Below are 18,461 nucleotides of genomic sequence, written 5' to 3'. Positions count from 1 at the left end.
GAGTTTGTCCTCGTCGCAGATCATGGTCACAGGACACGCCGGCCACGAGGAGTGCCATGGCAGTCGGGCCTCGGCCGCCGTCGGTCCGGGTGGAGGTGCTCGGGCCGCTGCGGCTCCTTGTCGACGGCGCCCCTGTGGACGTACCCGGTCCCAAGCGGCGTGCGGTGCTCGCGCTGCTCGCGTTCGCCGAGGGCCGGATCGTGACGGTTGACCGCCTCGTGGACGCGCTGTGGCCGTCGGAGGTGCCGGAATCGGGGCGTCAAGCCCTGCAGAACCATGTGTCCCGGCTGCGTGGACACCTCGGCGCGGCGGCGGCCCGGCTCGAGACGCGGCATGACGGTTATCGGCTTGCACTCAGCCGCGACGAACTGGATGTGGCACAGGCGCGTGCGTTGCTCGCCACGGCGCGTACGACGGCCCAGCGGGACCCGGCCGCCACGTTCTCGCCGATGAAGGAGGCGCACGAGCTGTGGCGAGGGCCGGTTCTCGCCGACCTCACCGACATCGTACCGATCGCCACCGCGGTCGAGGAGTACGCGCAGCTGCGTCAGGAGGTGACCGACGCACTGATCGCCGGCGCCCTCGCCGCAGGACAAGCTGACGGGATCCTCGGCCTCGCCGCCGTATCAGCGGCCGAGGACCCACTGCGGGAGCCCGCCGTGCTCCTGCACATGCGGGCGCTGGCGGGGGCCGGGCAGGCGCCGGAGGCACTGCGCATCGGACGGGATTTCCGGCGCCGGCTGATTGACGAGACCGGCCTCGATCCCTCACCTGCGCTGGACGAGCTCGAGCGCGAGATCATCGGCGGCGCCGGTTCGTGGGCCGGCCCGCCCGAGGTGCGCGCCCGGCCGGCCACCCGCCTGATCGGCCGCGAGCCACAGGTCGCGGCCCTGCACAGGCTGCTGGCGGAAGAGCGGCTGGTCACGCTCGTCGGGCCCGGCGGCGTCGGCAAGACCCGCGTCGCCCTGGAGGTCGCACAACAGAGCGGCACAGCGACCGTGCTGCTGCTCGCACCGCTTACCGAACCCGCCGCCATCCCGCACGCGCTGGCGACTGCCCTGAACCTGAAGGTCGACCAGGGCGACGTGCTCTCCGCCTGCGTCGCCCTGCTGGGCGACGCACCCGGCCTACTGGTCATCGACAACTGCGAGCACCTGCTTGACGGTGTCCGGGACACGGTGGACATGGTCCTCTCCTCATGTCCCGGAATCTCCTTGCTGGCCACCAGCCGCGAACCTCTCGGCCTGGCAGCGGAACATGTCTCACGGCTGGCGCCGCTGACGCTGCCCCGCCCCGGTCAGGATCCCACGCAGGTTCCGTCGGCGGCGCTCTTCCTGGACCGGGCCCGCCGGGTCCGCCCCGGTCCACCGCCGACGCCGGCGGAGCTGCGCATGGTCGCCGACATCGTGCACCGGCTCGACGGGATGCCGCTGGCCATCGAACTCGCCGCGGGCCGGCTGTCCACGTTCTCCCTCGCCGATCTGCGTGGCCGCCTCGACCGCTCGCTCGACCTGCTCGGCGGTGGCGGCCCCACCGCGGATTTCCGGCACCGTACGCTGCACGCCACCATCGAGTGGTCGTACCAGCTCCTCACGGAGGACGAACGGCGACTGTTCCGGCATCTGTCGGTATTCGCCGACGGCGTCGACCTCGACACCGCCGAGCAGATCGCCGCCGGCCTGGGCCTGGAGAGTGATCCCGGCAGCGCTCTGGCCCGCCTCGTCGACGCCTCCATGATCGACGCCTCCTTCGAGGGGGCCACCCGCTACCGCATGCTGGAGACGCTGCGGGCGTTCGGGCTGGACCGGCTGGCGGCGGCCGGCGAGGACAATGCCGCGGCCGAGCGCCTGCTGCGATGGGCCGCCGAACTGACCGCCTGGATCGGCGAAACCATGACCACCGAGCGGGAGCCCGAGGCCGACGCCGTCCTGCGCCGCGAGCTGCCGAACCTGCGGGCCGCGTGGCGGCTGGCCCGCAGCCGGGGATCCCTGGACAACGCGGCAGCGATGGTCATCGCGCTGTACGACGCGGTTGCCTACCGCGACCTCGTCGAGATCCGGGACTGGGCGATGGAACTGGCCGACGACCAGGCGCTCCCCACCCACCCCCGTGCGGCTGCCGTGCTCGGCACCGCGGCGGAAGCCGCCTACCACCGCGGCGACTACCGCAAGGCCGACCGCCTCGCCCGCGCCGGGCTGGAGAAGGCGACCGACAGCGCCGGGTCATGGCACTGCCTGATGGTGCTCTCGGTGGCCGACCTGGCTCGCGGCGCCTACGGCGACGTGGTCCAGCACGCCCTCGCCGGAGCCGCTCTCACCGGCCCGCACCGGGAGTGCCTCGGGATCGCCGCCCTCGCGACGGCCTACGCGGGCGATCCGGACGGGGCGCGGACACTGAACGACCGGGGGCTGGCCGGCGCGGTGACGCCCAGCATGCTCTCCTGGGGCGCGTACGTCGCCGGGGAGATCGAGAGCCTTGCGGGTCACAGCGAGTCGGCCGAGCGGCACTACCTCCGTGCCATCGACCTGGCCCGGACCTCCGGCGCGACCTTTCTCGTCGGCGTCGCGACCGTTGGGCTCCAAGCGGTGCGCGCGTCCGCGGACCGTGTCCACGAGGCGCTCGGCGGCTACCGCGACGTCATCGAGTACTTCGCCCGCAACGGCAACTGGACCCACCTGTGGACCACTCTCCGCAACCTCGCCGAGCTGCTGCGCCGGCTCGGCGACGACGAACCGGCGGCGCTGATCGACGCCGCGGCAGACCTGGCTCCCGACGCGCCCGCCGTGGACGGCTCCCGCTCCGCCGAAGCCTCCGCGCACACCGTGACCGCTCCCTCGGCCCAGGTCCCCAGCCGGGTCGCCGTGCTCGATGCGGCCCGCCGGGCGATCGAGCGGAACCTCACTCGATCGTGACGGCCGCTGCGGGCGGCTCGACGAACGACTCGTCGCCCACCCATGCCGTGAAGCAGTCGACGCCCATGCCGGCGATGAGCTCGCCCGTCTGGGTCTCCTGCGCCGCCAGGGCACACCGCCTCGCAGCGCACTACCGCGGCGCTGTCATGCGCCGGTGAGGGGTGTGTGCGCCTACGCCCGGGGACGGCCATCGGTAAGGAACCTCGCGCGTCGTACGCCTGGAGCAGCTGCCGGGAGTGATCGAGCCGACAGGTGATCCGGGCAAGTGCCCCTCCGCCGCGGAACCGATGTGGGCTATTCTGCTGGGCAGAGGATCCGGGCAATGTTGCCCCTGGGTCCTTTTGTGCTTTCAGTACGTTGAAGAGAGCACGAACAGTTGCGGGCCCCAGGGCGCGGGGGCCGCACACGTACGAAGCAGTGCCGCAAACGTCCTCGCAGGGAGGAATCGACGTTATGGGCGAGCGAACCGTGCACGACCGGACTGACCGGGCAGGTGGCCGTCGATGAGCTCTCTGCTGCTCCTGACCAATGCCCTCCAGCCGTCGACGGAGGTACTCCCCGCTCTCGGCCTGCTCCTGCACAACGTGCGCGTGGCACCCGCCGAGGGGCCGGCTCTCGTCGACACCCCCGGTGCCGACGTCATCCTGATCGACGGCCGCCGCGACCTGCCGCAGGTCCGGTCGCTGTGCCAGCTCCTGCGGTCCACCGGACCCGGCTGCCCGCTGATCCTCGTCGTCACGGAGGGCGGCCTCGCAGCCGTCACCGCCGACTGGGGCATCGACGACGTCCTGCTCGACACCGCCGGGCCGGCCGAGGTCGAGGCGCGGCTGCGGCTGGCGATGGGCCGCCAGCAGATCACCTCGGACGACTCTCCGATGGAGATCCGCAACGGCGACCTGTCGGTGGACGAGGCGACGTACAGCGCGAAGCTCAAGGGCCGGGTCCTGGACCTGACCTTCAAGGAGTTCGAGCTGCTCAAGTACCTCGCGCAGCACCCGGGCCGGGTCTTCACCCGGGCCCAGCTGCTCCAGGAGGTCTGGGGGTACGACTACTTCGGCGGTACGCGGACGGTAGACGTCCACGTCCGGCGGCTGCGCGCGAAGCTCGGCCCCGAGCACGAGTCGCTGATCGGAACCGTGCGTAACGTCGGCTACCGCTTCGTTGCCCCGGAGAAGGTCGAACGTGCGGCCGAGGAGGCCCGTACGAAGGCCGCATCCGCCGCTCCGGCCACGGCCGGCTAGGGCCTGTCGTTTGGATCAGGCCGGATCAGGGAGCGGGGTCTGGTGCCGTGCACCGCAAGGCGGAGGAAGGAGCCATGGCGGAGCCCTGGCGACTGACGACAACGCAGCGGGGTGCGGTGCCAGACCCCGCGAGCCCGGCAAGATCCAAACGACAGGCCCTGAGCCCGTCCCCCGGATGGCGGGCGCGGTCGGCGGGTCCGAAGTGCAGTACGCCCTGCCCAGGGGACGGTCACCCCGCGTAGACTGCCGCGCGTGGCCAAGGTGACGCGGGATGACGTAGCACGACTGGCGGGGACTTCCACCGCGGTCGTCAGTTACGTCATCAACAACGGACCCAGGCCGGTTGCCCCGGCCACGCGCGAGCGTGTCCTCGCCGCGATCAAGGACCTGGGCTACCGGCCCGACCGGGTCGCCCAGGCCATGGCCTCACGGCGCACGGACCTGATAGGCATGATCGTTCCGGATGCGCGGCAGCCCTTCTTCGCGGAGATGGCGCACGCGGTCGAACAGGCCGCCGCCGAGCGCGGCAAGATGGTGCTGGTCGGCAACTCCGACTACCGGGACGATCGCGAGGTGCACTACCTGCGCGCCTTCCTCGGCATGCGGGTTTCCGGCCTGATCCTCGTCAGCCAGGGGCCGAGCGAGCGCGCCGCCGCGGAGATCGAGGCGTGGGACGCCCGGGTGGTCCTGCTGCACGAGCGGCCCGAGGCGATCGACGACGTCGCGGTCGTCACCGACGACATCGGCGGCGCGCAGCTCGCCACCCGCCATCTCCTGGAGCACGGCCACCCGTACGTCGCCTGCCTCGGCGGCGTCGAGTCGACCCCGGTGGTCGGCGACCCGGTGGCCGACCACGTCGAAGGCTGGCGGCGTGCGATGCGTGAATCCGGGCGGCCCACCGAGGGCCGTCTTTTCAAGGCCCCGTACAACCGCTACGACGCCTATCAGGTCGCGCTCGGCATCCTGGCCGGCCCCGACCGGCCGCCGGCCATCTTCTGCGCCACGGACGACCAGGCGATCGGCGTGCTGCGGGCGGCGCGCGAGCTGCGCATCGACGTACCGGGCGAGCTGGCGGTGGCGGGCTTCGACGACGTGAAGGAGGCGGCGCTCACCGATCCGCCGCTGACGACGATCGCGTCGGACCGGCCGGCGATGGCGCGGGCGGCGATCGACCTGGTGCTGGACGACGGCCTGCGGGTGGTCGGCTCGCGCCGGGAGCGGCTGAAGCTGTTCCCGTCGGCGCTGGTGGTCCGGCGCTCCTGCGGCTGCGCGTAACGCCGACGCCGTCGGCGGGCTTGTGCCGTCGGCGGGTTTATATCGGGCATACACGGTTCTGTCGGGCTTCTCAGCGCGCGCTCAGGAAGCTCTCATGAAGCGCCGCGACAGTCTTGTACATGACCGAAAGCGAGTATCCCCAGCCGCAGCCCTCCTACCCGCCGCCTCCCGGGTACGCCCCGGCGTACGCCCCGGAGCGGCCCGGCCGGCGGCGCGCCAAGCGGCCCGTCGGACTGCTGGCGGCGGTCGCGATCGCCGCGGCGGCCGTCGGCGGCGGTACGGCCGCCGCCGTACAGGAGCTGACCGGCCCGCAGGGCGCCGGCGGCACCGGGGTCAGCGGGACGAACGTGGCGCAGAGCAGCAAGGGCACGGTCGCCGGGGTCGCGCAGGCCGTCGGCCCGAGCATCGTCGAGATCAGGGCGGACTCCGGCTCGGGGCAGTCCACCGGCTCGGGCGTGATCATCACGAGCGACGGCGAGATCATCACGAACAACCACGTGATCGCCGGGGCGTCCTCGGTCAAGGTGCGGCTCAGCGACGGCACGACGTACGACGCCGAGGTCGTCGGCACCGACCCCGGCAAGGACCTGGCCCTGATCAAGCTGGCCGGCGCGAAGGATCTGAAGGCGGCCGCCCTCGGCGACTCGGAGCAGGTGAAGGTCGGTGACCAGGTGGTCGCGATCGGCTCGCCCGAGGGCCTGACCGGCACCGTCACCAGCGGCATCGTCTCCGCCCTGGACCGCGACGTGACCGTGGCCAAGGAGCAGAACCCGGACCAGCGGCAGCGGCAGCCGGACGGCGGCTGGCCGTTCGAGTTCGGCGGCCAGGAGTTCAACGGCGACACCGGGTCCTCCAAGACCACGTACCAGGCCATCCAGACGGACGCCTCGCTCAACCCCGGCAACTCCGGCGGCGCGCTGATCAACATGAACGGCGAGGTCATCGGCATCAACTCGGCGATGTACTCGCCGAGTGCGGCCGGCGGCTCGTCCGCGGGCAGCGTCGGCCTCGGCTTCGCGATCCCGGTGAACACGGTCAAGGCCGACCTGGACGCCCTGCGCGGTGGCGGCGGAGCGAACACCTAGGCACCCGGGGACACCCAGGCACACCCAGGCACACCTGGGGCGTACCGCCCCCTGCGTGCGAGGCTGAGAGGACCGACCGTACCGACCCCCGAGGAAGCCCCATGAGCTCCGCCGAGCGCATCCTGATCGTCGACGACGAGCCCGCCGTACGGGAGGCCCTGCAGCGCAGCCTCGCCTTCGAGGGGTACGGGACCGAGGTCGCCGTCGACGGTCTGGACGCGCTGGACAAGGCGGCAGCGCACGAGCCGGACCTGATCGTCCTGGACATCCAGATGCCCCGGATGGACGGCCTGACCGCGGCCCGCCGACTGCGCGCCGCCGGATCCACCACGCCGGTACTGATGCTCACCGCGCGCGACACGGTCGGCGACCGGGTCAGCGGACTGGACGCGGGCGCCGACGACTACCTGGTGAAGCCGTTCGAGCTGGACGAGCTGTTCGCCCGGATCCGCGCCCTGCTGCGGCGCAGCTCGTACTCGGCGTCGCTCGCCGGCCGGCCGGCGGCCGAGGTACTGACCTTCGCCGACCTGCGGATGGACCTGGCGACCCGCGAGGTCACCCGGGGCGAGCGGCCGGTGGAGCTGACCCGCACCGAGTTCACGCTGCTGGAGATGTTCCTGGCGCATCCGCGTCAGGTGCTCACGCGGGAACAGATCCTGAAGGCGGTGTGGGGCTTCGACTTCGAGCCGAGCTCCAACTCACTGGACGTGTACGTGATGTATCTGCGCCGCAAGACGGAGGCGGGCGGCGAGCCGCGCCTGGTGCACACGGTGCGGGGCGTCGGGTACGCCCTGCGGGCGGGCGGCGGCGAGTGAGAAGCACCCTGAGCCCGCTGAGCCGCCTCAGCCCCCTCCGCCGCTTCCGCGCCCTGCCGATCCGCTCCCGGCTGGCCCTGCTGGTCGCGGCGGCGGTGGCCGTCGCCGTCGCCGCGGTGGCCACGGCGTGCTGGTTCATGGTGCGCGCCCAGCTGCGCGACCAGCTCGACGCGAGCCTGCGTTCGACCAACGCGGCGCAGCAGGCGTCGCGGGCGCTGAGCGGCTTCGGCTGTCTGAGCAGCCCGCCGCCGCAGGGGCGGCCGTTCATCAACAACCTGAGCGCCACCGTGCAGATCGTGCTCCAGGACGGCGACCACTGCTGGGTGGACGGCGCGGAGACGCTTCCGGTGACGAGCGCCGACATCGCGGTGGCGAAGGGGCTCCGGGATGCCGTGCTGCACGACGTCACCACCGCCGACGGCACCGAGATGCGCGTCTACACCCAGCCCGCGACGGCGGCCGGGAACGAGCCGGTGGCCATCTCGGTCGCCCGGCCGCTGGCCGACGTCAACGACCCGCTGAACACCCTCGCCCTGGTGCTCCTGGTCCTCGCCGGTATCGGCGTCGTCGGGGCCGGCGCCGCCGGGCTGTGGGTCGCCCGGGCCGGGCTCCGGCCCGTCGACGAGCTGACCGGGGCCGTCGAGCACGTGGCCCGGACGGAGGATCTCACCGTCCGGATTCCCGTCGAGGGCGAGGACGAGATCGCCCGGCTCTCCCGGTCCTTCAACTCCATGACCGCCGCCCTCGCCTCCTCCCGCGACCGCCAGGCCCAGCTGATCGCCGACGCCGGGCACGAGCTGCGGACCCCGCTGACGTCGCTGCGTACGAACATCGAGCTGCTCGCGCGCAGCGAGCAGACGGGCCGGGCCATCCCGCCCGAGGACCGCCGCGCGCTGCTGGCGTCCGTCAAGGCGCAGATGACCGAGCTGGCCGCGCTGATCGGCGATCTCCAGGAACTGGCCCGGCCGGACGCCGCCGGCCCCGGCCCCCTCCAGGTCGTCGCGCTGCACGACATCGCGCGGGCCGCACTGGAGCGCGCCCGGCTGCGCGGGCCGGAGCTGACGGTCACGGCGGACCTGCGGCCCTGGTACGTACGGGGCGAGCCGGCCGCGCTCGAACGCGCCGTCGTCAACGTCCTCGACAACGCGGTGAAGTTCAGCCCGCCCGGCGGCACGGTCGAGGTCGCCCTGCACCGCGGTGAGCTGTCGGTACGCGACCACGGCCCCGGCATCCCGGCCGAGGAGCTGCCGCACGTCTTCGAGCGGTTCTGGCGCTCGCAGTCCGCCCGCGCCCTGCCCGGCTCGGGCCTCGGCCTGTCCATCGTGGCCCGTACGGTCCAGCAGGCGGGCGGCTCCGTCGCGCTGCGCCCGGCGGAGGGCGGCGGCACGCGGGCGGTGCTCACGCTCCCGGGGGCGCCGACACCGCCGCCGGCGCCACCGCCGACACCATCTCCGGCGCCACCATCCGCGGCGGAGCCCGGCCCTCAGCCGTCAGCCGTTGTGCCGGATGAGGGATTCCACAAGCCCTGAACGGGTGTTGGGGAAGTCCATCGGGACGATGCCCAGGCCCTTCCAGCCGGCGGCCGTGCCGTCGAGGAAGCTGTGCACCCTGGGGTTCAGGCGGTCGGAGTTCCAGCGGGGCGGCAGCAGCGCGGACGTGCTGACGTAGTTGAGGAACAGCTTGCCGGGCTGCTGCACGGCCTTGCGGAAGTGCGCCTCGATCTTGGGGTACTTGGCGCCGGGCTCGGCCATGTAGTCGTCCTGGATGTCGAACAGGCCGCCGTCGCCGTACCGCAGTCCGGGCAGTCCGCCGTTGTCGCCGAGCAGGACGACCTTGCCGCGGGCCTGGCCCAGCGTCGGCAGACCGGCGTCGATCCGGAACAGCGGGCGCCAGCCCTTGCCGTCCAGGTAGAGGTCGAAGACGCGCCGGAACTCGGCGTCGGACGCCTCCGAGTACTCCTGCTTGACGCGCATCAGGACCGTCTCGGAGGGACGCGCGGCCAGGAAGTCCCGGCAGGCGCCCAGGACATCGCCGAACATCAGGTTCTGGTAGTACGCGCCGTGGTGGATGGCGAACGAGTCGCCGGTGACCCGGCACCGGACGTCCAGGAAGCGGATGCCTCTGTTCAGCTGGTCGGCGACGGAGATGTTCTGGCACGCGACCCAGGGCCCGCCCACGCGCGCGCCCGAGTCGTGGGTGCCGGGGATGGTCAGCCGCTGGACGGGAGTGGCGTCGCCGAGGCCGGCCATCCAGTCCTGTACGGAAAGGGTGCGCGGCGGGGCCGCGACGGCACTCCGTACGCCGAGCAGGGCGGTAGCGGACAGCGCGGCCGCTCCCGTGAGAAATCTCCGCCGGTCCACGCTCATGTACCCGTCCCCTCGTAGGCCGTCGGGATCGTCGGTGGTCGGCCGCCCGATCGGCCCCCGGATTATGACGTGTACAGGTCATAACTGGAAGGGGTGTGACACACATGGGGGCGGCGGGCATCATGCCCGCCGCCCCGCTGCCGTGCCTGCTGTTACTTGACGACCGTGATCCGGTCCGCGGCCGGCGGCGCGAGGGGCGCCGACGCCGTCGAGTGGGCCGCCAGGTAGGCGTTGAAGAGATCCAGGTCGGACGCGCCGACCAGCTTGTTCCTGTGCTCCTTCAGGACGGGGAAGCCGTCACCGCCGCCCGCGAGGAACTCGTTCATCGCGACGCGGTAGGTCTTCGCCGGGTCGATCGCCGCCCCGTTCAGCTTCACCGAGTCCACCACGATCCGGGCCGCGCCCGTCTTGGTGAGGTCCAGCGTGTACGTGAAGCCCTCCGACACCTGGAGGATCTTCGGCGACGCCTCGTTCGGGCCGCTGACCTGCTGCTGCAGCGCCGTGATCAGCTGAGCACCGGTCAGGTCCACCACGTTCATCATGTTGGTGAACGGCTGCACGGTGAACGCCTCGCCGTACGTCACCACCCCGTCGCCCTCAGCGCCGCTCGCCTTGTACACGAGGTCCGAGCGGATACCGCCCGGGTTCATCAGCGCGAGCTGCGCCCCGCCCTTGTCGGCCGGCGCCAGGCCCTCCAGCTGCGCGTCCGCGATCAGGTCGCCCAGCGGCTTCTCCGGAGCCGTCGAGCCGCGTCCGTTGATGTCGGCGGAGATGAAGCCCTGCGGCCGGTTGGCGATCGGCGCGGCCAGCTTGTTCCAGCGCTCGATGAGCGAGGTCATGTCGGCGGCCTTGGCCTGGTCACGGGTGACGACGTGGTTCGCCGCCCGAGGAGAAGAATGCAGCACCGACGTACGCACGATGTCCTTGGTGCGGCGGTCGTACGTCAGCGTGGTGTCCGTGTAGAGCTTGCCGAACGCCGACGCCGACGTGACCATGCGCGGCTTGCCGGAGGGGTCCGGGATCGTGCACACGTACGCCTGGTGGGTGTGGCCGGTGACCAGCGCGTCCACCTTCGGCGTGATGCCCTTGGCGATGGCCGCGATCGGGCCGGAGATGCCGTCGCCCGGCCCCGGCGAGTCGCAGTCGTAGTTGTACGCCGTCGACGCGGGCGAGCCGCCCTCGTGGATCAGCGCGACGATGGACTTGACGCCCATCCGGTCGAGCTTCCTGGCGTACTTGTTGATGGTCTCGACCTCGTCGTGGAACTTCAGGCCCTTGACACCGTTGGCCGTGACGATGTCCGGAGTGCCCTCGAGCGTCACTCCGATGAAGCCGATCCTGACGCCGTTCTTCTTCCAGACGGTGTACGGCTCAAGGACCGGCCGGCCGGTCTTCTCCTTCGTCACGTTCGCGGCGAGGTAGGGGAAATCGGCCCCCTTGAACTCCTTGCCCTCCTCGTAGCAGCCCTCGACCGGGTGACAGCCGCCGTTCTGCAGCCGGGCCAGCTCGACCGCGCCCTCGTCGAACTCGTGGTTGCCCACGGCCGATACGTCCAGCTTCAGCTTGTTGAGCGCCTCGATGGTCGGCTCGTCGTGGAAGAGCCCAGACAGCAGCGGGCTCGCGCCGACCATGTCGCCGCCCGCCGCGGTGACGGAGTACGGGTGGCCCTCGCGCGCCTTGCGCAGCGAGGTGGCCAGGTACTCGACGCCACCGGCCGGTATCACCTTGGTCGTACCGTCGGCCTGCTTCTCGGTGACCGTGCCGGCCGAGCCGGCCGGCGGCTCCAGGTTGCCGTGCAGGTCGTTGAACGACAGCAGCTGCACATCGACGGTCCGCGACGGCTTGTGGTGGTAGCCCTCGCGGCGGTCACCGCTGTCGGCCCCCGCCGGCAGAGCGGCGGCGGCCAGTGCGCCGGCCGTGGCCGCGACCGCCACGGCGCCCACGGTCAACCGGCGGACTCTGCCGCGCCGTTGTGGTGTCGCTGACATCAGTTCCCCTTTGCGGACAGCGAGACATCGCTCTGTTGAATTGCGTGCGCAGCCTACGGTCAACGCGCGTAGCGCGACAGGGGTCGCGGGTTACGACCAGGTTGCGGGACGGGTGCGCGGGCACCGGCCGTCCGGCGCCGTAGGCTCGTACTCATGACTGACGCAGCAGCAGCTCTGGAGCCCGGCCGGCAGATCCAGACCCTCGACGAGCTCACCGCCGAACAGGCACAGGCGGTCCTGGACCTGCTGTCCGAGGCCGCGCACAGCGACGGCATGCAGGCGGTCTCCGAGCAGGGCAGGCTCCAGCTCCGCGGCGGCAGGCGGGAAGGCGTACGGCACTTCCTGCTCACGGAGGCCGGCCTGCTCGCCGGGTACGCGCAACTGGAGGACACCGACCCGGTCGAGGCCCCGGCCGCCGAGCTGGTCGTCCACCCCTCCTTCCGCGGCCGCGGCCACGGCCGGGCACTCGGCGCCGCGCTGCTCGCCGCGTCCGGCAAGCGGCTGCGGGTCTGGGCGCACGGCGGCAAGTCGGCCGCCCGGCACCTCTCCCAGGTCCTCGGCCTCACCCTGTTCCGCGAACTGCGCCAGTTGCGGCGCCCGTTGAACGACGGCGGGCCGATCGCCGAGCCGGTGCTGCCGGCCGGCGTCACCGTCCGTACCTTCGTGCCGGGCGAGGACGACGCGGCCTGGCTCGCCGTGAACGCCGCCGCCTTCGCGCACCACCCCGAGCAGGGCTCGCTCACCCAGCGTGACCTCGACGACCGCAAGGCGGAGCCCTGGTTCGACCCGGAGGGCTTCTTCCTGGCCGAGCGCGGGGGCGAGATCGTCGGCTTCCACTGGACGAAGGTCCATGCCACGGAGAAGCTCGGCGAGGTGTACGTCCTCGGCGTCCGCCCTGGCGAGCAGGGCAGCGGCCTCGGCAAGGCCCTCACCTCGGTCGGCCTGCGCCATCTCGCGGCGCAGGGCCTGCCGACCGCGATGCTGTACGTCGACGCGGACAACCCGGCGGCCCTGAGGGTGTACGAGCGCCTCGGCTTCACCACCCACGAGACGGACCTGATGTACCGCACCGAATCCTGACCGGCCCGCGCGGAAACGGGCCGGGGAGAGGGGCCGGGGAGACGGGGCAACGCTTCCTGCATGTCATGTCGCCGTTACCGGCCATTCAGACACGCTTGCGAACCTCGGTGGATGCAGCCCGCTGTCACCCCACCCAACGGGAGCTTTCACCTCACCCCGGCCGCTTCCGACGCGCCTGTACGCCCGCGCGCGCGGAACAATGGACATATGAGCCAGCAGCCCAGCGCCGAGGTCCCGATCCAGCACGCCCAGCCGTCCGTCGGCTCCATAGCCGCGCACCGCCCGCACACGGTCGCGGCGGTCGTGTCCGACCTGGAGCCCGACCTCGATGCCGACCTGGACGGGTACGAGGAAGCCGACAACGAGGGCGCGGAACTCCCCCAGGGCCGGTTCCTGGACCGGGAGCGCAGCTGGCTGGCGTTCAACGAGCGGGTGCTCGAACTCGCCGAGGACCCCGCGACCCCCCTCCTCGAACGAGCGAACTTCCTGGCGATCTTCGCCAGCAACCTGGACGAGTTCTTCATGGTCCGGGTGGCCGGCCTCAAGCGCCGTATCGCCACCGGGGTCGCCACCCGCTCCGCGTCCGGCCTCCAGCCCCGCGAGGTACTGGACCTGATCTGGACCCGGTCCCGCGAGCTCATGGCCCGGCACGCCGCCTGCTACCAGCAGGACATCGCCCCGGCGCTGGCCGAGGAGGGCGTACACCTCATCCGCTGGCCCGACCTGACCGAGAAGGAGCAGGCGCGCCTCTTCACGCTCTTCCGCCAGCAGATCTTCCCCGTCCTCACCCCGCTGGCCGTCGACCCCGCGCACCCCTTCCCGTACATCTCGGGCCTCTCGCTGAACCTGGCCGTGGTGGTACGGAACCCGGTCAGCGGCCACCGCCACTTCGCCCGGGTCAAGGTGCCGCCGCTGCTGTCCCGCTTCCTGGAGGCCTCGCCGCAGCGGTACGTGCCGCTGGAGGACGTCATCGCGGCCCACCTGGAGGAGCTCTTCCCCGGCATGGAGGTCCTGGCGACCCACATGTTCCGGGTCACGCGCAACGAGGACCTGGAGGTCGAGGAGGACGACGCCGAGAACCTGCTCCAGGCCCTGGAGAAGGAACTCATGCGGCGCCGCTTCGGCCCGCCGGTCCGCCTGGAGGTCGAGGAGTCCATCGACCCGGGCGTCCTGGACCTCCTTGTCCAGGAGCTGAAGGTCTCCGCCGCCGAGGTCTACCCGCTGCCCGGCCCGCTGGACCTGACCGGCCTCTTCGGCATCTCCTCGCTGGACCGGCCGGAACTGAAGTACCCGAAGTTCATCGCCGGCACCCACCGGGACCTCGCGGAGGTGGAGTCCGCGTCCGCGCCGGACATCTTCGCGGCCCTCCGCGAGCGGGACGTCCTGCTCCACCACCCGTACGACTCGTTCTCGACCTCCGTCCAGGCCTTCCTGGAGCAGGCCGCGAGCGACCCGGACGTCCTCGCCATCAAGCAGACGCTGTACCGGACCTCGGGCGACTCCCCCATCGTGGACGCCCTGATAGACGCCGCCGAGTCGGGCAAGCAGGTCCTCGTACTCGTCGAGATCAAAGCCCGCTTCGACGAGCAGGCCAACATCAAGTGGGCGCGCAAGCTGGAGGAGTCCGGCTGCCACGTCGTGTACGGGCTGGTCGGCCTCAAGACGCACTGCAAGCTGTCCCTGGTGGTCCGCCAGGAGGGCGACACCCTGCGCCGCTACTCGCACGTCGGCACCGGCAACTACCACCCCAAGACGGCCCGGCTGTACGAGGACCTCGGCCTGCTCACCGCCGACCCGCAGGTCGGCGCCGACCTCTCCGACCTCTTCAACCGGCTCTCCGGCTACTCGCGCCGTGAGACCTACCGGCGCCTGCTGGTCGCCCCGAAGTCCCTCCGGGACGGCCTGATCGCACGGATCAACAAGGAGGCCCAGCACCACCGCTCGGGCCGCGCCGCGTATGTCCGGATCAAGGTCAACTCGATGGTCGACGAGGCCGTCATCGACGCGCTCTACCGCGCCGCGCAGGCCGGCGTCCCGGTGGACATCTGGGTCCGCGGCATCTGCGCGGTGCGCCCCGGCGTGACCGGACTCTCGGAGAACATCCAGGTCCGCTCGGTCCTCGGCCGCTTCCTGGAACACTCCCGGGTCTTCGCCTTCGGCAACGGCGGCGAGCCCGAAGTCTGGTTCGGCAGCGCCGACATGATGCACCGCAACCTCGACCGCCGGATCGAGGCACTGGTCCGGGTCACCGACCCGGCCCACCGCGCGGCACTCGACCGGATGCTGGAAACCGGCATGTCCGACTCCACGGCGTCCTGGCACCTCGGCCCGGACGGCAACTGGACCCGGCACGGCACGGACGCGGACGGTCAGCCGCTGCGGCACGTACAGGAGATGCTCATTGACGCCCGGAGGCGCCGGCGTGGCTCAGCAACACCATGACTCCACCGCAGGTGACGCACTTACCGAGTACCTGCAGAGCCAGGCCACGGAGTTCCTCCGCAGCCTGCGCCTGCACGGCGAGAGCGGGGTGGACGCGGCGGAGGCCGCGGAAGCGGCCCTCGCGCTGCGCCGCGCCGCCCGCCGGATCAGCGCCACGCTGCACACGTTCCGGCCGCTGACCGACCAGGCGTGGGCGGACGGCCTCCGTACGGAACTGGCCTGGCTCTCCGGCACCCTGGCGCTGGAACACGCCTACGCCTCCCGGCTGGACCGGCTCCTGGAAGCCCTCCACCGCCTGGCGGGCGCCCCCCACCTCCCCCCGGCCCGCACGGCGGACCCGGAAGCCGGCGGCCCGGGCGTGCTCACCGGGACCGCCACGGCCGCCCCGCGAGCGAAGCGGCCGCCACACGAGCAGTCCGGCGGGGGGAAACCGGCCGCACTCGCCGTCGGGGCCGCCCGCGCCGGCGCGCTGCTGGAGCGGCAGCTCACCCTCGCCCGGACCCGCGCGCACTCGGCGGCCCTGCAGGCGCTGGGCTCGTCCCGGTTCCACGCCGTCGCCGACGCCGTCGCCGTACTGGCCTCGGAGGTGCCCGTCGCCCCGGCCGAGGCCGAGGACCTGCCCCCGCTGGCCGCACGGGTCGAGGCCCGCCTCTCGGAGGCAGTAGCCGTACTGCCGCTGGGCCGCGCCGGGCACCCGTACAACGCCGAGGCCCTCGTCCATGGCCTCGCCTCCACCCCGGGAAGCGAGCAGCAGGACGCCCCCTGGCACCAGGTCCGCCTGCTGCTCCGGCTGCACCGGTACGCGCAGGAGGTACTGGGCGCCGACGCCGCCCGGCTGGCCGGCGCGAGCGAGGCACTCGACCGGCACCGGGACGCGGCCGAGGCCGCTGCCGCCTCCGCGGCGGCGGCCCGTACCCCGCGCATCGCCCCGGCCACGGCGTACGCGCTGGGCGTGCTCCACGCGGACCAGCGGCACGAGGTGGAGGCGGCCAGGTTCGCCTTCCAGCACCTCTGGCACCGAAGCATGGCGGCGGCGACATGAACGAAGACTCAGTGGTTCTGGCGGCGGGGTGCGTTCTGTGGCGACGCTCCCCCACTGGCTACGGAATCGAACTCGCCCTGGTCCACCGACCGAAGTGGGCGGATTGGTCCCATCCGAAAGGCAAGCTGAAGCGCGACGAGGACGCTCGGCACGGGGCCCTGCGCGAGGTGCTGGAGGAAACCGGCATGACGTGCGATTTGGGGACGGAGCTGCCTACTGTTCGGTACGTAGTCGAGGGGCGCCCCAAAGAAGTCCGCTACTGGGCTGCCGAAGCCACCGGTGGCGAGTTCGCACCGAACAGAGAGGTCGACCAGTTGCTGTGGCTGGCTCCCGCTGCGGCGCGTAGTCGCCTGACGCAGAACAGGGACAGGGAACTGGTCACAGCTCTACTCGACACCCTTCACCTGACGCCCTGAGCCTGGCTTTGGGTCCTGGCCTGTCACCTCAAGCCACGAGACCCTGAGCAAGGCGGGGTCGAACGGGGCTTTGTCGCTGACGCCTGCCGGGATGGGCAGGACGACGACGGAGGTGATGACCTGCCCGATCACCTCGCGTTTCTCCGGCAGCTCCATCTGATCCCACTGCGCTCGGCTCCACCCCCTGAGCAGGTTCTTCTTGGCCTCGGCCCTCAGGTGGTCCTTCTCCTCCTGCTCCAGCGTCCTGATGTTCCGGTTCAGACGCATGATCAGGTCGTGGACGTCGCTCCATTCGGCCTCACCCGACGCAACAGAGTCACTGATGGCCTTTCGCTGCTTGCGAAGGCCCGCGAGCTTGCCCTTGCCTCGCCAGGGAATCGTCTTGGCCTCCGTGCCGGAGAAGTGTTCATCCAGGTAGGCCAGCAGAAGGCCTTCAAGGTACTCGTCCACGGGTGCGACCCTGCGGCCGATGCCCTTGCAATTGGCATCCCCACACCGGTAGTAGTCGCCGTACTTGGCGTTCTTTCCAGTCGCCTTGTTGCCGGTGAGCTTCGAGCCGCAGACTTCTTCAAAGTCGTTGAGACGTCCACAGCGCAGGTATCCGGAGAACTTGTATGTCCGAGTCCGGATCTGCTCTTCGGGCCGCTCCGCCTTGCCCTGCCTCATGCCCCTGTGCAGACGATTCGCCTGGACGCCGGTCATGATGCTCTTCCACATCTCGTAGGTGCACTCGTCGGCGTCGTCGGCGTGTTCCCAGTCCCCGATTGTGGGCTCACCGGTATTGGAGTCCGCCACAATCTCCCCGTTGAGGACCCTGCCGCCCCACCACGCCGGGTTGGTGATGAGGGCCTTGACTCCCTGCTCCGACCAGGCTCCGCCGCGGGCGGTCCTGACCTTCCTCTTGTTCATCTCAGCCGTGATGCCCCGCCACGACTTCCCCGCATGCCGCATCTTGATCATGTCGATCAGGTGCGGCCATTCTTCTGCGTTCCGGTGCTTGTTGCCGACCCTGTACGGGTCCTTGGACGCCCCGAGCCAGCCGAAGCGGCGCGGCGCGCCGTAGGTCTTCCCCTCTTCCGCTCGGTCCGCAGCATTCCGCACAGTGCGCTTGCGTAACCTTTTCACCTCGGTCTCGCCTATGCCCGTGGTGCCGAGGCCCGCGATGATTGCCTCCTCGTCGTTGACGAGGTCCAGAAAGGTCGTGTCGTCGATGAAAACGCCGCCACCGACCATCACCAGTGCGTCCTGGAACGCGATGAAGTCGCGGGGGAGGCGATACACCCGCTCCTTCTCGACTGCGATGCAGCCGCGAAGGGGGATCTCTGTCTCCTCTTCCCGCCCGTGAGTGATGTCTCTGCACATCTGCCGGAACGCCGGACGTATCACCTCGCGGTTGGCGGCCGTGAGGTTGTTGTCCTCGTAGTGCAGAACGACGGCGGCGCCGTGCAACCCTGCGTTCCTGGTGTTTCTCTTGTGCTGACGTCCGACGCCAATTGCGTCGCCGTCGAGCCGGTCGGCAGAGATGCGGGCGTAGGAGATCAACGGCGTGCGTCCGTTGATCCAGTCCTCGATCGTGCCGCCCCCGTCAAGCCACGCCTGGAGAGGCGGGGCGATGTAGGAGCGGGAGAACGTCTTGGATGGCCGTGCAGGGTTGCGTGAATCGATCACACGTCGACGTTACATACACCGGACTAGCCATGACACCGAATCCGTGACATCCCAAGGGAAAGACACCGGCCCCATCTGGATCCCGCCCGGCAGACACCCCGGGCTGTCCGCCACGGTTCACCCGCCGTTCA

General features: G+C 71.2%; 13 protein-coding genes. 10 read left to right on the top strand and 3 right to left on the bottom strand.

Annotated elements, in window-relative coordinates:
- Positions 1–56: 56 nt before the first annotated feature.
- From ACWV17_RS18570 to ACWV17_RS18545, 6 genes are all read left to right on the top strand, one after another.
- A complete protein-coding gene (locus ACWV17_RS18570) occupies positions 57–2,912 on the top strand; it encodes a BTAD domain-containing putative transcriptional regulator (RefSeq protein WP_455360616.1) in 2,856 nt (951 codons plus the stop codon).
- Between the two features lie 503 nt (positions 2,913–3,415).
- Positions 3,416–4,153 carry a response regulator transcription factor gene (locus tag ACWV17_RS18565; RefSeq protein WP_455350975.1) on the top strand — a complete coding sequence of 246 codons (738 nt, stop codon included), beginning with the start codon at positions 3,416–3,418 and terminating at the stop codon, positions 4,151–4,153.
- 252 nt (positions 4,154–4,405) lie between these two features.
- Positions 4,406–5,428 carry a LacI family DNA-binding transcriptional regulator gene (locus ACWV17_RS18560; RefSeq protein WP_455350974.1) on the top strand — a complete coding sequence of 341 codons (1,023 nt, stop codon included), beginning with the start codon at positions 4,406–4,408 and terminating at the stop codon, positions 5,426–5,428.
- 119 nt (positions 5,429–5,547) lie between these two features.
- Positions 5,548–6,513 (top strand): S1C family serine protease, encoded by a 966-nt coding sequence (locus ACWV17_RS18555; protein WP_455360615.1) that lies wholly within the window; start codon positions 5,548–5,550, stop codon positions 6,511–6,513.
- 101 nt (positions 6,514–6,614) lie between these two features.
- Complete coding sequence (locus tag ACWV17_RS18550) at positions 6,615–7,328, top strand: response regulator transcription factor (RefSeq protein ID WP_455360614.1); 714 nt, start codon at positions 6,615–6,617, stop codon at positions 7,326–7,328.
- The gene (locus ACWV17_RS18545; protein ID WP_455360613.1) at positions 7,325–8,857 is read left to right on the top strand and encodes a sensor histidine kinase; all 1,533 of its coding nucleotides are present in this window, start codon (positions 7,325–7,327) and stop codon (positions 8,855–8,857) included. Before ACWV17_RS18550 ends, ACWV17_RS18545 begins: the two co-directional genes overlap by 4 nt.
- On the opposite strand, the gene ACWV17_RS18540 is transcribed toward ACWV17_RS18545, so the two are convergent.
- Positions 8,819–9,694, bottom strand: a complete 876-nt coding sequence (locus ACWV17_RS18540; RefSeq protein ID WP_455350970.1) for a phosphatidylinositol-specific phospholipase C — start codon at positions 9,692–9,694, stop codon at positions 8,819–8,821. The two genes, ACWV17_RS18545 and ACWV17_RS18540, sit on opposite strands and share 39 nt — an antisense overlap.
- A gap of 152 nt (positions 9,695–9,846) precedes the next feature.
- Positions 9,847–11,682, bottom strand: coding sequence for a bifunctional metallophosphatase/5'-nucleotidase (locus ACWV17_RS18535; RefSeq protein WP_455360612.1), 1,836 nt, complete (start codon positions 11,680–11,682; stop codon positions 9,847–9,849).
- A 153-nt stretch (positions 11,683–11,835) separates the two neighbouring features.
- Between ACWV17_RS18535 and mshD the strand changes: the two genes are divergently transcribed.
- The 4 genes from mshD to ACWV17_RS18515 all read left to right on the top strand — a co-directional run bounded on the left by mshD (position 11,836) and on the right by ACWV17_RS18515 (position 16,662).
- Positions 11,836–12,762: a mycothiol synthase gene (mshD, locus tag ACWV17_RS18530; protein WP_455360611.1), complete on the top strand. Its 927-nt coding sequence runs from the start codon at positions 11,836–11,838 to the stop codon at positions 12,760–12,762.
- Between the two features lie 207 nt (positions 12,763–12,969).
- Positions 12,970–15,204: an RNA degradosome polyphosphate kinase gene (locus ACWV17_RS18525; RefSeq protein ID WP_455357384.1), complete on the top strand. Its 2,235-nt coding sequence runs from the start codon at positions 12,970–12,972 to the stop codon at positions 15,202–15,204.
- The gene (locus ACWV17_RS18520) at positions 15,185–16,246 is read left to right on the top strand and encodes a CHAD domain-containing protein (protein WP_455360610.1); all 1,062 of its coding nucleotides are present in this window, start codon (positions 15,185–15,187) and stop codon (positions 16,244–16,246) included. The genes ACWV17_RS18525 and ACWV17_RS18520 overlap by 20 nt, the downstream gene beginning before the upstream one ends.
- A complete protein-coding gene (locus ACWV17_RS18515) occupies positions 16,243–16,662 on the top strand; it encodes an NUDIX hydrolase (protein WP_455360609.1) in 420 nt (139 codons plus the stop codon). The genes ACWV17_RS18520 and ACWV17_RS18515 overlap by 4 nt, the downstream gene beginning before the upstream one ends.
- Here ACWV17_RS18515 and ACWV17_RS18510 read toward each other — a convergent pair.
- Positions 16,633–18,330, bottom strand: a complete 1,698-nt coding sequence (locus ACWV17_RS18510; protein ID WP_455360608.1) for a recombinase family protein — start codon at positions 18,328–18,330, stop codon at positions 16,633–16,635. The two genes, ACWV17_RS18515 and ACWV17_RS18510, sit on opposite strands and share 30 nt — an antisense overlap.
- Positions 18,331–18,461 lie beyond the last annotated feature (131 nt).

This window comes from Streptomyces mabaensis (assembly GCF_053763515.1).
Note: the sequence above shows the minus strand (reverse complement) of the source record. Positions and strands in the feature narration are given on the sequence as shown.